9 protein-coding genes and 1 tRNA gene are annotated in these 13,063 nt (G+C 52.1%); 8 read left to right on the top strand and 2 right to left on the bottom strand.

Translation table 11 applies throughout. From position 1 onward, the window contains the following. The first annotated feature begins 16 nt into the window (after positions 1-16). Positions 17-463 (top strand): zinc ribbon domain-containing protein, encoded by a 447-nt coding sequence (locus BQ7364_RS05830; RefSeq protein ID WP_072683843.1) that lies wholly within the window; start codon positions 17-19, stop codon positions 461-463. A gap of 293 nt (positions 464-756) precedes the next feature. Here the strand turns inward: BQ7364_RS05830 and BQ7364_RS05825 are convergent, their stop codons facing one another. After that, positions 757-1,731, bottom strand: coding sequence for an alpha/beta hydrolase (locus BQ7364_RS05825; protein ID WP_072683842.1), 975 nt, complete (start codon positions 1,729-1,731; stop codon positions 757-759). Between the two features lie 261 nt (positions 1,732-1,992). Next, positions 1,993-2,077 (bottom strand) — tRNA-Leu (locus tag BQ7364_RS05820). Between the two features lie 319 nt (positions 2,078-2,396). On the opposite strand from BQ7364_RS05820, the gene BQ7364_RS05815 reads away from it, so the two are divergent. The 7 genes from BQ7364_RS05815 to BQ7364_RS05785 all read left to right on the top strand — a co-directional run bounded on the left by BQ7364_RS05815 (position 2,397) and on the right by BQ7364_RS05785 (position 13,033). Beyond that, the gene (locus BQ7364_RS05815; RefSeq protein ID WP_072683841.1) at positions 2,397-2,855 is read left to right on the top strand and encodes a MarR family winged helix-turn-helix transcriptional regulator; all 459 of its coding nucleotides are present in this window, start codon (positions 2,397-2,399) and stop codon (positions 2,853-2,855) included. Positions 2,856-2,870: 15 nt separating this feature from the next. Continuing rightward, positions 2,871-5,117: an ABC transporter ATP-binding protein gene (locus BQ7364_RS05810; RefSeq protein WP_072683840.1), complete on the top strand. Its 2,247-nt coding sequence runs from the start codon at positions 2,871-2,873 to the stop codon at positions 5,115-5,117. Beyond that, the gene (locus BQ7364_RS05805; protein ID WP_072683839.1) at positions 5,098-6,969 is read left to right on the top strand and encodes an ABC transporter ATP-binding protein; all 1,872 of its coding nucleotides are present in this window, start codon (positions 5,098-5,100) and stop codon (positions 6,967-6,969) included. Before BQ7364_RS05810 ends, BQ7364_RS05805 begins: the two co-directional genes overlap by 20 nt. Positions 6,970-7,154: 185 nt before the next feature. Further along, on the top strand, positions 7,155-7,280 hold the full coding sequence (locus BQ7364_RS18495) for a hypothetical protein (protein WP_255370387.1): 126 nt from the start codon (positions 7,155-7,157) through the stop codon (positions 7,278-7,280). Between the two features lie 543 nt (positions 7,281-7,823). Beyond that, positions 7,824-10,688, top strand: a complete 2,865-nt coding sequence (locus tag BQ7364_RS05795; protein WP_072683837.1) for a leucine-rich repeat protein — start codon at positions 7,824-7,826, stop codon at positions 10,686-10,688. A 294-nt stretch (positions 10,689-10,982) separates the two neighbouring features. After that, the gene (locus BQ7364_RS05790; RefSeq protein ID WP_083538456.1) at positions 10,983-12,269 is read left to right on the top strand and encodes a sensor histidine kinase; all 1,287 of its coding nucleotides are present in this window, start codon (positions 10,983-10,985) and stop codon (positions 12,267-12,269) included. Next, positions 12,266-13,033, top strand: a complete 768-nt coding sequence (locus tag BQ7364_RS05785; RefSeq protein WP_072683836.1) for a response regulator — start codon at positions 12,266-12,268, stop codon at positions 13,031-13,033. The genes BQ7364_RS05790 and BQ7364_RS05785 overlap by 4 nt, the downstream gene beginning before the upstream one ends. Positions 13,034-13,063 lie beyond the last annotated feature (30 nt).

Below are 13,063 nucleotides of genomic sequence, written 5' to 3'. Positions count from 1 at the left end.
GATAAGGAGGGACGCCATGTTCATCATGATCGGCGCCGGTTCGGGGCATCGCAAAAAAGCTTATCTGGGAGTTCGGGTTTGTCCGCATTGCGGAAAACTGAGCCATTTTTATTTAGTTGAGCAGGCGCAGCAGGTATCGGTATTTTTCGTGCCGGTCGTGCGCTGGGGCAAGCATTGGGGCATCGCGTGCTCGCGCTGCAAGGCGGGCTTTGAGATCGCGGAGAATGAAAAAGAGTTCTGCCTGAAGCAGGCGCAGTGGATGCCAAGTGAAAAGCAGATGAACGAAGTGATCGAATATCTGGGCGTGCAGCTTCAATCGGGGGAAGTGCCTGACTTTGAAACGCTGCGCGAGCGGGTGCGTCTGCGCTTTGATTTCCATGTCGACGACCGCTCGCTGCAGGAGATGATCAAAGGACTGCGGCAGGCGGCGGATCAGGCCAGCCAGTTTCGTCAATTTTACTAGATGACTCAAGCATCAGCGAGAAGAAGGAAATTTCTTCATTCCCATACAATCCAATTCGCAAAAAAAACTGCGGCGTTCCTTTTTCAATATTTATATCTTGGAATGCGCAGAACAATCAGACTGGTATAAAAAAGTCATTGCGTCTAATGGGGAAGATCTGGATTGAACTGATCAATTAGAGTACAAAAAACAAACAAAAAAACATGTCTTTTCAGAAAAGCAAACAGAATTCTGAAGCAGACATGTTTTTATTGAGTCAGTTTGCATTGCGGCTCAGACAGATGGAATCATCATTAACTTAAAAACCGGTTCAGAAACGTGGTGACTGAATCCCAATACAATGTCGGGTCTACATCCGCGCTGGCCGCGTGGGCCGCGCCTTCAATGATCAGCAGCTCTTTCTCCGTCGGGCAGGCTTCATAGACCTGATAAACCATCTCTGTCGGCACATAGGTATCGTTGCTTCCGTGAATGAACATCATCGGCACTGCTGCCTTTTTCAGCTGTTCTACAGCTGACGCTTCTTTGAAGTGATAGCCGGCGCGAATCCCGGTCATGATATCCGCGGTTGCCAGAAACGGAAATTCCGGCAAGCCGAAGCGGTAATCCAGCTGATTTTTAAACATATCATATACCGAAGTGTAGCCGCAGTCTTCAATGATCGCTTTGACTTGGGAAGGCAAGGCTTCCCCTGCGGTCATCATCACGGCCGCCCCGCCCATCGAAACGCTGTACAATACGATTTCCGCATCCGGATCCTGGCTTACAACCTGATCGATCCAGAGTAAAAGGTCCTTGCGGTCCAGCCAGCCCATCCCGATATAGGATCCGTTGCTTTCGCCATGCGCGCGGTTATCCGGTGTGATGACCGTGTAGCCCAGCTGGGAAAAATGCCGGGCTTCCGTCTGCATCGCTTCTTTATTCGAGGTATAACCGTGGATGACCAGAGCGTAGCGATGCGACGCAGGATCCGCGGTGTATTGCAGCGCGCGCAGTGTCAGCCCATCCTGACTGACGATTTCTTTCTTTTCCATGGAGACGGTTTTCAGCCAGAGGTCGGTCAGCCGCTGTTCCTCGGCTTTGTTCGCTTCCTCGTTGCCATAGGTTTCATTGACCGGCGCTTTGCCGTCATTGGCGGATTGCGGTGCCTGATCGGCGCGGTAGAGCGCGTAATCGACCAGATAATTGCCGGCCCAGAAGCTGCCTGCAGTCAAGGCGGCAATCATGACGACGAGCACCGATATGAAAATTTTCGTTTTTTTCTTCATGCGGATTCATCCTCTTTTCAGGTCGGTTCGTTGAGAACCTGAACGAGGAAACAGTATAGCAGAATTTAGTTTGTATGTCAAAATAAATCATTTTACATCCTTGCCCGATTGCGGAATTTCCAGAGTGTCCGGGATTCCACAGGAAAGGCTGAGGGAAGAAGAGTGGTGGACAACGGGATTTCAAATGCACAATCTGCGGTTAATTCCGCGGCAGACATAAAAAAAGCTGCCCGCTTTCGCGTTCAGCTGTTTGTTTTTATCTGGTGCGGTAGGTGGGACTTGAACCCACATGGTTTTACCCACACGCCCCTGAAACGTGCGCGTCTGCCGATTTCGCCACTACCGCATGATCGTTAAACAGTCATTTTTCCGACTGCTTTTATATATTACACTAAAACGCTGCGCAGTGCAAGAGTTTTTTTATTTTTTCTAACCGGTTAAACTGAATTTTTTCTCTTTTCGACTTCACCGCCGGTGTTTGAGAGCGAAAATCAGGATAAAGAAGCATTCATAACGATATCCCGGCACGCAAGCAAAAAAGACAATTTAGGCAGTTTGTAGGAAACTCTGCAAACCATATTGCATTTTATAAAGAGTAGAGTATAATTGGTTAACATAGTTAAATATTAAGTAACTTAACTATCCAGACAAAAGAGGTGACCGGTATGGATGAACAGGAAATTGCTCAAAAACTGATGCGGCTGATTTACGACATGCGCCAGCGCAGCGAATCTCGCGGACGCAAGAAGAAAACGATGAATTCCCGGGATATGATGATTCTGCACGGAATTCTTCATCTCAACCCCGAAGGAATGATCAAAATGAGCCAGATCAAGGACTATTTCCACGTCAGTCCGGCAGCGGTATCGCAGGGAATCCGTTCCTTTGAGCAGCAGGGATGGGTCGAGCGGGTACTCCTGGACAACGACCGGCGCAGCGTCTACATTCGGGTGACGGAGAAAGGCCGCGAGCTGATGCAGAAAAGAGAACAGGAATTCTGTGATCAGCTGACCGCCTATTTCCGCTATCTGGGCGAATCCGACAGCCTGGCTTTAATCCGCACGCTGGAACGGACGATTGAATATTGTCAGAGTCTGGCAAGCCGGGATTCGCAGGAAAAGTAAGAAAGGAGTTTTTTTATGGTCAGGATCAAAAAGGTGAGAATCACCCAGTATTTGAAACCGTTCGCGCTCTCCATCGCGGCGGTTATCGTGCTGTTGTTTGCCCAGGCTCAATGCGAGCTGGCGCTGCCGGATTACATGGCCGACATCGTCGACGTCGGGATTCAATCCGGCGGCATTCGCAGCGCGGTTCCGGAAGTGATCCGGAAAAGCGAAGCGGAAAAACTGGCAATGTTTCTTAATGACGAACAGCAGCAGCTGTTTCTTTCAAGCTATACGCTGGTGGACGCCGGACAGGCCAGCGCAAAACAGATCAAACAAGCTCCGTTAGTCGAACAGGAACCGGTATATTTCCTGAATTCGCTGACTGACGAGGCACGTGCCTCGCTCAATTCGATGTTGGCGCGGGCGGAAATGATCGTCGTCAGTCTCCCCGGCTTAAAGAATAGCGAGGAATTCAAAGAATTAAATCTGCCGGAGGACGTCGATCTGTTTTCCCTGCTGAGGCAGCTGCCGCAGGAAGTCATTGACGACATCGTTGCCAGGATCGACGCCAGTCTGGAAGTGGCTGGTGAAAATGCGTCACCGGTAGCGTCAGCCCAGTTTATTAAAATGGAGTATCGGGCAATCGGCATCAATACCGATTCAATTCAGCTCAATTACATTTTCAGCAGCGGCTTGCGGATGTTGGGAATCGCGTTGTTTGGAACGATCTGCGCGATCATCGTAACGTTTCTGGCTTCGCGGATTGCGGCCGGCGTTTCCCGCAATCTGCGGCTGGCGGTTTTCAGCAAGGTTGAAAATTTCTCATCTGCGGAATTCAATCAGTTTTCCACCGGCACGCTGATCACCCGGACGACCAACGACGTTCAGCAGATTCAGCAGGTGCTGGTCATGTTTATGCGGATTGTCGTGTATGCGCCGATCATCGGCGTCGGCGCGATCATCAAGGTGCTGAACACCAACGCGTCGATGACCTGGATCATCGCCCTGGTCGTCGTGGTCATCATGGCGATCATGGGCGTGGCGTTTGCGGTCGTCATGCCGAAGTTCTCAATCATCCAGAAACTGCTGGATAAGATGAACTCCGTCCTGCGCGAATTTCTGGACGGCCTGCCGGTTATCCGGGCGTTCAATACCCAGGGGTATGAAGAAAAGAAATTTGATCAGGTCAATACCGATGTGACGAAAACCAACCTGTTTGTCAACCGCACACTGGCGCTGTTAATGCCGATGATGATGCTGGTGATGAACTGCGTCGGCATCCTGATCGTCTGGGTCGGCGGCCATCAGATCAATCTGGGCACGCTGCAGGTCGGCGACATGATGGCGTTTATTCAGTACAGCATGCAGATCATCATGGCGTTCTTAATGATTACGATGGTTTCGATCATGCTGCCGCGGGCGGTGGTTTCGATCAAGCGTGTGCTGGAAGTGCTGAATTGCCCGCTGTCGATCGCCGATCCGCAGCAGCCGAAGTCGTTTGATCCTCAGCAGCATGGCTACGTTGAGTTTAAAGACGTGGCGTTTCGCTATCCGGGCGCTGAGGAAAACGTTCTGGAAAACATTTCGTTCCTGGCCCGTCCGGGACAGACGACGGCCTTTATCGGTTCGACCGGTTCCGGCAAATCCACGATCGTCAATCTGGTACCGCGCTTCTTTGATGTCACGGCGGGCTCGATCGAGGTTGACGGCGTGGATATCCGCGAGGTCAGTCAGCAGGAACTGCGCCATAAGATCGGTTATGTACCGCAGAAGGGCGTGTTGTTCTCCGGCACCATCGAATCCAACCTGCGCTATGCCGACGCCGATGCCGACTGGCATCAGCTTAAGCAGGCAGCGGAAATTGCTCAGGCGAGCGAGTTCATCAACGCCAAACCGGAAGGCTACGACGCGCCGATCGCACAGGGCGGCACCAACGTTTCCGGCGGACAGAAGCAGCGGCTGTCGATTGCCCGCGCTCTGGTCCGCAATCCGGAAATCTATATTTTCGACGATTCGTTCTCCGCGCTGGACTTCAAGACCGATGCGGCGCTGCGCAAAGCCCTCAACGAGCTGTGCCAGCGGACCGGCAGCACGGTGCTGTTGGTCGCGCAGCGAATTTCGTCGATCATGCATGCCGATCAGATTGTTGTGCTGGATAAAGGCCGTATTGCCGGAATCGGAACGCATGATGAGCTGATGAAGACCTGCGAGGTGTATCAGGAAATTGCGTATTCGCAGCTGTCAAAGGAGGAATTGGATCATGACGAACACGAAGCATAATCCGAAACCGATGATGCGCGGTCCGATGGGACGGGGACATGGAATGCGCGGCGCCGGCGAAAAGGCCAAAGATTTCAAGGGCACGATGAAGCAGCTGCTGCGCTACATCAAGCCATATTCTTTATCCATGGTGTTTGGAATTCTGTTTGCGGCCGTCGCGACCGTCATGACGGTTGTCGGTCCGAAAATTTTAGGCAAAGCGACGACGGAACTGGCTGTTGGACTGAGTGCGAAAGCGATGGGAACCGGAGGCATTAATTTCGGCAGGATCGCTGAAATTCTGATTTTCTTATTATGTTTGTTCGGTTTATCAGCCCTGTTTCATTATTTCCAGAACTGGCTGATGGCCAGTGTCGCGCAGAAGGTTTCCTACAACCTGCGCAAAGCGCTGGCCGAGAAGATCGACCGGCTGCCGTTTAAATATTTTGACACGCATTCGCATGGAGATCTTCTGTCGCGGGCGACCAACGACGTCGACACGGTCTCGCAGACGCTGAATCAGTCGCTGGCGAATATCATCACGGCGCTTGTCCAGCTGTTCGGCTTCACGATTGTGATGTTGTCCATCAGCTGGGAAATGACGCTGATGGCCTTCTGTGTTCTGCCGCTTTCAGCGATCCTGGTCATGCAGATCGTCAAGCGTTCGCAGCGGTTCTTCGCCCGTCAGCAGGAAGCTTTGGGCGCAGTCAACGGCCATATTGAAGAAATGTATTCCGGGCATATCGTCATGAAAGCGTTCAACGGCGAGGAACGTTCGATCGCGGAATTCAGTGAGAATAACCAGCGGCTGTACGATTCCGCGTGGAAATCGCAGTTCTTAAGCGGCATGATGCAGCCGTTAACAACGCTGATCGGCAACCTCGGCTATGTCGGCGTCTGTATCCTGGGCGGCTGGCTGGCGATCAGGGGCGCGATTGAAATCGGCGACATTCAGGCTTTTATCGCCTATGTCCGCAACTTTAATCAGCCGATCAACCAGCTGTCTCAGTCGATGAACGTCCTGCAGTCGACAGCGGCGGCGGCAGAGCGGGTCTTCGAATTCTTAAACGAGGAAGAAGAAGTCGCTGAAACCACAACGCCGGCGCCAGTTCGCGACCGGCACGGCAAATCCCTGATTCAGGGACAGGTGACGTTTGAAAACGTTCATTTCGGCTACAATCCGGACAAGATCATCATCAATGATTTCTCGATGTTCATCAACGCCGGCAAGCGGGTTGCCATCGTCGGGCCAACCGGCGCGGGTAAAACGACGATCGTCAAGCTGCTTATGCGGTTCTATGAGCTCAACGGCGGAACGATTTATGTCGATGGACAGGATATCAGAAATTACAAGCGGTCAGATCTGCGCTCGCTGTTTGGCATGGTGCTTCAGGACGCGTGGCTGTTTGACGGCACGGTCATGGAGAACCTGCGTTACGGACGGCTGGACGCGACGGATCAGGAAGTCATCGCGGCGGCCAGGGCGGCGCATGTGGACCACTTTATCCGCACGCTTGATCATGGCTATCAAACGATGATCGACGAGGATTCCGGCAATATTTCGCAAGGGCAGAAGCAGTTGTTAACGATTGCGCGGGCGTTCCTGGCGGATCCGAAGATTCTGATTCTGGACGAAGCGACGTCCTCGGTCGATACGCGGACGGAGGTCCTGATTCAGAAGGGCATGGAAACGTTGATGAAAGGCCGCACAAGCTTCATCATCGCGCACCGTCTGTCCACGATCCGCGACGCCGATCTGATTCTGGTCATGAAGGACGGCGACATCGTCGAAGCGGGCACGCATGATTCGCTGATGGCGGATAACGGCTTCTACGCTTCCCTGTATAACTCACAGTTTGAGGATTGTGAATAAAAGAATCTATATTCAGTCTGAGAACAGGCAACTGCGGTTTGGATCGCTGCAGCGATGATTGTTTTCGTTAAGCAGGATGGTTTATGGAAAAGGAATTTTGATATTTATCGTCAGCGGATTGCGGGCCAGTGTTGGGCTGCAGCTCGTCTGGATAAATTTCTTCCTTTTCCTTTTTTAGTGCGGCGATGGATAAAAGTGCTGCCAGAGTGGAAGCAATAAAGCAGCGGATTTTTAAAGTGCAGGGTGAAGCCGGATTCAATGGAGGAATTGCAGGGGAGCGGCATCGCGGATGCGCTGCCAATGCAATCTGAACGCCTACAATACGCCACTATCGCTTGTGATCATTCAAAATGATAAAAAACAGTCATGATCACCGATCAGACAGCAGGGATTGCAACGTGTGAAATTGCGGCTTCTTTGGAAAAGGCCGCAGGGCAGGAAGACCGCTCACAAATCATCAAAGCCATGCTTTGATCCATGATCAAGACTGCTGCCGGCGGTTCCCCTGACTGCGTGAAAGCAGGGGGAAAGACGGGATTTTGCTTTCAATCATTGCGAAATTCGAATGAGAGTCTTACATTTCCATGACTTTGAACAGGCGGCAGGAGAAACCGGAAAAATTCCGTGTATAATAAAATCAGAAAAGAAACGATGTTATCCTGCAGGCGAAAGTGACGGTTGAAGCGCACCGAAGAAGCAGATTTCAGAAAAACAGAATTCGACAGCTTGAAGATCTCTGCGAAAACGGATTCAGCCCGGGTGTTTTTGCGCAGCCTCAGGATGACAGAATACAGGTTTTTAAGCTTCTGCTGAAAGATTGTAATGAATTGCCTGGACAAAAAAGGAGGGATATCATGAAGAAAAGATTAAGACATCTGATCATGATCGGCGGATTGTCGCTGGGATTGTTCTTCTCGCTGCAGCCGGCTGCAGCTCAGACGCTTGCGGAAGAGCGAACAGGCGAGGTTTTGCCTGCGGCCGCCCCGGGACGGCTTGTCCTGGATACCGGCATGAACCGGACCGGGAAACGGACGGCCAGACAGGCTGGCGAAGTGACGATCGCCTCCTTTGACCCGTTGGAACCGAACGTTGCCGAACAAACCGTAGCGGTGGGCACGGCTCTGTCAAAATTGAACCTTCCGGAATCATTGTCCGGGACGGATTTGGAAAAGAATCCGCTGCCAGACATTCCGGTCACATGGAAAACGAAGGACGCGGCTTACGATCCGTCAAAACCGCAGGATTATATATTTATCGCTGAACCTGGCTCAGGCTATGTTCTGGCGCCGGCTGCGGCGCTGCCGGAAATTGTGGTCACGGTGACCGGCTTCGAGCCGACGACGCTGCCTGAAAACTATGTGCGCGTCACGGTGAGGGCGGGCGAGCTGAAGACCAAGGTGGAAAAGGGACCGGTCTTGCCGCAGAAGATCGCGGCCTTGTTTATCGAAGGTACGCTGAATGAACAGGATATGAAGTACATTCGCGGAACCTTGACGAATTTAAAAACATTGGATTTGGAAAAAACAGCGCTGATTACCATTCCCAACGCGGCTTTCTCAAGCATGACTTCCCTGGAAAACCTCGTTTTGCCCACGTCAGTGAAGACGATCGGTGAACAGGCGTTGAAGGACTGCACGCATTTGACCGCGGTGAATCTGGCGGGGGTCAATGTCGTTGGCGACAGTGCGTTTGAAGGCTGCGCCAGTCTGGGAGCCGTTAATCTCTCCCAGGTTCAGACCTTGGGAGAAAAAGCCTTTGCCGGCTGTTCCAATCTGACGCTGGCGGCGGATACCAATTTAAGCCAGGCGCTGAAAACGATCGGCGAATCTGCTTTTGAGAATTGCGGAAAACTGACGGGTGTGGATCTGTCCCAAGTTGAGGCGATCGGGACCGCCGCTTTCAAAAACTGCGAAAAGCTGACGCTGAAAGCTGGAACCAATCTGAATGAGAAAGTAACGATAATTCATCCGTTCACCTTCACCAGCTGCACTTATCTGACGGCCGTCGATTTATCGCATGTCGCCATGATCGGCGGCAGTGCGTTTAAGAACTGCGGTCGTCTGGGCGAAGTGAATTTATCGCAGGTTACCCTGCTGCAGGACTCTGCGTTTGAAGACTGTCATCAATTAAAGCTCAAGGCCTCGACGAATTTGAATCCGGGATTAAGCGTCATCGGCAACCGGGCGTTCAGCCAATGTTCAGCCCTGACGCAGATTGATTTGTCACATGTCGAAACGATCGGTGAGGAAGCTTTCGCTCATTGCGCTTCGATCAGCGAAGCCAATCTGATCAAAACGACGACGCTGGGCGCCGGAGCCTTTAAAAACTGCACAGGCTTGAGCGTGCTGGGAATGCCGGCGAACAAGCCGAACTGGCAAACTACTCCGTTTGAGAATGTGCCGGCCGTCTTACTGCTGTTTGAAAACAGTCAGACGTATGCGGATTTATCTGTATTTCCTTCCGGTTCTTCCGTTCCGGTCATCGAAGGAAAGGATATCCAGGCCGGGGAAACGCTGGAATTGACGATAAAACCGCAGATCAACGTGAACGTCACATATCAATGGAGCTTTAACGGAACTCCGCTGAGTGCGCAGACAAATCCGACTTTGAAAATTGATCAGGCGCTGGCCAGCCACAGCGGCGTCTATCAGTGCGACGTGATTTGGGGACCTTTTGTTCAGCGGGCGGAAAAGACGGTAAAAGTGACGGAAATCATACCAACGCCAACCCCGACGCCAACGCCGACCCCGACCCCGAAACCGCAGCCGGTGCACGAACACAATTATGGGCCGATGCAGTCCGATCCGACCTGGCATTACCGCGAATGCCTTGACGGCGACGGCGCCAAGGCGGAAATCGCGGAGCACACGCCGGGCGACTGGATCATCATTGAAAAGGCCACCGCGACGAAACCGGGAAGCAAAAAGAAAGTCTGCACCGTTTGCGGAAGACAACTGGAGTGGCAGGAAATCCCGGCCACCGGTCCGGAATATGCGCAGAAAACATTGAAGTCCAAAGAGAACGGGATTCAGATTCACGGCGAGTTCAGCTTTAACTCGGCGCTGGCGGCCTCCGCGGAACTGCCGCATAAGGAAGGGTCTTGCGATGCATGCGACGCAATTCGTGAGCAGCAGAAGAAGGACGGCTGGCTGTCTGGCTATCGGCTGCAGCTGAAGGCGGGAAAATACCGCGGCTCGCTGACGATTGAAATTCCGGTGGATCAAAAAGACGGAACGGAATTAAACGTATGGATTTGTCAGAATAAAACATGGGTGAAAGATACGAAAAAAGTGACGTCCAAAACGATAACCCTCACTATGGACAGCTGGCCTGATTATATTGGATTCTCTGAAGTACCGGTTGTGATCAGCGGACTTCCAGGTTCCCTGAATTTAACGGTCGGCGAACAAACGACGCTGAAACCGCAGCCGGAGGGCGGCAGTTGGGAATACGATCCCTCAGTTCTGGAAATCACAGGACAGGACAGCTATACTGTAAAAGCGCTGAAGACCGGTGAAACGACGATTACCTATTCAGCGGGCGGCGAGCGGTTCAGTCTGAAAGTTCAAGTCGCAGAGAAAGCGGCGGAACCTGAACCGGAAGTAAAGAAAACCGGAAGCATCGTTCCGTTTGCGATTGGGATTCTGGTCTTTGCGGCGGTCGTACTGATCGGCGGCGCCGTGTTCTTGAAGCGGCAGATTGATCAGTCTCAGGGCTGATCAAAACCACGGGGAAAGACATCGGTCACACGCTCCTTGACGAGGCGCAAACCGGGTGAACCCGGCGCGCAGGACAAGCGGAATCAGCGGCAGAACCTGCAGTGAGAGCTTACAGCGAGAGGATGAAAATCGTCTCGCTTTTTTGGCGGCGATCAAGCAGCCGGACAGCCGCGGCCTTTCACGGAGACGACGCAGCGTGAAACCGCTTTCTCAGGTCAGAATATCTGCATTTTCTTTTTTGGCGCACTCTGTTATAATGGTCTCAATTCAATAGAAGAGACAGGGGGAGTGGCTGTGGATAACTTCTTGATTGCCAATATTGCGCTGGACATTTTCTGCCTGATCTTATCGCTCATCCCGATCATCTATCTTGGAAACGATCATCGTTGGCATCAGAAATTAAACCGCTATTTTCTGGGGGTCAGCGTTTCCAACGGATTGATGATTATCGGTGATCTGGGCGACTGGTGCTTCCGGGATATCACAACTCCGTTGATGATGACAGCGGCAATCTTGCTGGTTGTCCTGTATTATGTCAGCTCCGCCTTTGTCCTGTATTTTTTTGCCCGTTACATCGATGAATATTTGAAACTGACGCATCCTGTAAGAACGATCTTTTTGCGGAGTATCACGCTGTTGTGCGGCGTACAGATTTTCTTCGCGCTGATCAGTCCGCTGACCGGAGCGATTTTTACCATTACCGCCGCCGGCTATCAGCGGGGTTCGCTGTTTTTGATATCCCAGCTGGTTCCGCTGTTCTGTTATTTGTCGTTTACCTGGCTGGTCGTACTGAATCGAAAAAAGCTCATCCGCCGTGAAGTGATCTTCTTTTTGTTGTATATCTTTATTCCGCTTGGCGCCGGGGCGTCGCAGATGTTTCTTCGCGGGATCGCGGTGGTGAATGTCGGCGTAACGCTGGCGCTGTTGTTTATCTTTGTCAATATTCAGTCCGAGCGTGATCTGCTGATCCGGCAGCAGGAAAAAGAATTGGCGGAATCCCGGGTTGAAATCATGCTTTCGCAAATCCAGCCGCACTTTCTATACAACACGTTGACAACAATCTGCCAGCTTTGCGATGTGGATCCCCATCAAGCGAAAGCGGCAATCCGGGATTTTTCATTGTTTTTGCGCGGAAATATGGATTCGCTGGAAAGCAAGGCGCCGATTCCTTTTGAACAGGAGCTTCTCCATGCGGAAAATTATCTGTCACTGGAACGTCAGCGCTTTCAGAACCGGCTTAAAGTGGTTTATGAAATTACAGCGCGGGATTTTTCGATTCCCTCGCTCACGCTGCAGCCGATTGTGGAAAACGCCGTGCGCCATGGCGTATTGAGAAGGGAAGAAGGAGGCACCGTTACGATCCGGACTGAGGAAACGCCAGACGCTTACCTTGTCATCGTCGCTGACGATGGTTTGGGTTTCTCTGATAAATTTGAAGAAGACAATCAATCTCATATCGGAATTAAAAATGTAAGGGAGCGGCTGGGGATGTTATGCGGCGGAACGCTGACCTTGCAAAGTACGCCGGGCAAAGGGACTGTGGCGACCATCATGATTCCCAAGGAAGGAGCAACGTTATGAATTATATCGCAGTCGACGACGAACCTTTCGCGCTGAAAGATCTGGAGGAAGCGCTGGCGGAAGCGGCGCCGGACAGTGTCTTACGAACGTTCGGCGTTCCCAGCGAGGCGCTGGCTTATGTTCGTGATCATCCTTTCGACGCCGCGTTTCTGGACATCGAATTGGGAAGTATGAACGGATTGGTGCTGGCAAAAAAATTGAAAGATCTTTGTCCGCAGGCGCATATCATTTTTGTCACGAGCTATAAACAATACGCGCTGGGCGCGATTCAGATGCATGCGACAGGTTATTTGTTAAAGCCGGTCACAGCGGAGGCTCTGCGCCGGGAACTGACCTTTGCCTATGGCGAAGCGCTGCGGCAAAAGCGGGTGCGGGTGCAGACCTTCGGCGGCTTTGATATTTTTGTGGATGGCCGTCCTGTCACGTTTAAACGCGCAAAATCCAAAGAACTGCTGGCTTATCTGATCGACCGGCGCGGCGTCAGCGTGACGGCGGCGGACGCCTGTGCCGCATTGTGGGGCGATGCTTCGATTAAGGCCAGTAAAAAAGGGTACTTCCGGATTGTTGTCAAGGGATTGCGGGAAGCGCTGCAGGCGGCGGGCATCGAAGAAATTCTGCTGCGCTCATGGAACAGCCTCGCGATCCTTCCGGAACGGCTGGATTGCGACAGTTATCACTTCCTGGACGGCGATCCGCAAGCTGTCAACAGTTATCGTCACGATTATCTCTGCTGCTATGAATGGGCGGAATTCCGCCTGGAATAAACGCAGAACTTTCATCATCAGCATATCCGG

It is taken from the genome of Holdemania sp. Marseille-P2844 (assembly GCF_900120005.1).
In the GTDB taxonomy this organism is placed as follows: domain Bacteria; phylum Bacillota_I; class Bacilli_A; order Erysipelotrichales; family Erysipelotrichaceae; genus Holdemania.
Note: the sequence above shows the minus strand (reverse complement) of the source record. Positions and strands in the feature narration are given on the sequence as shown.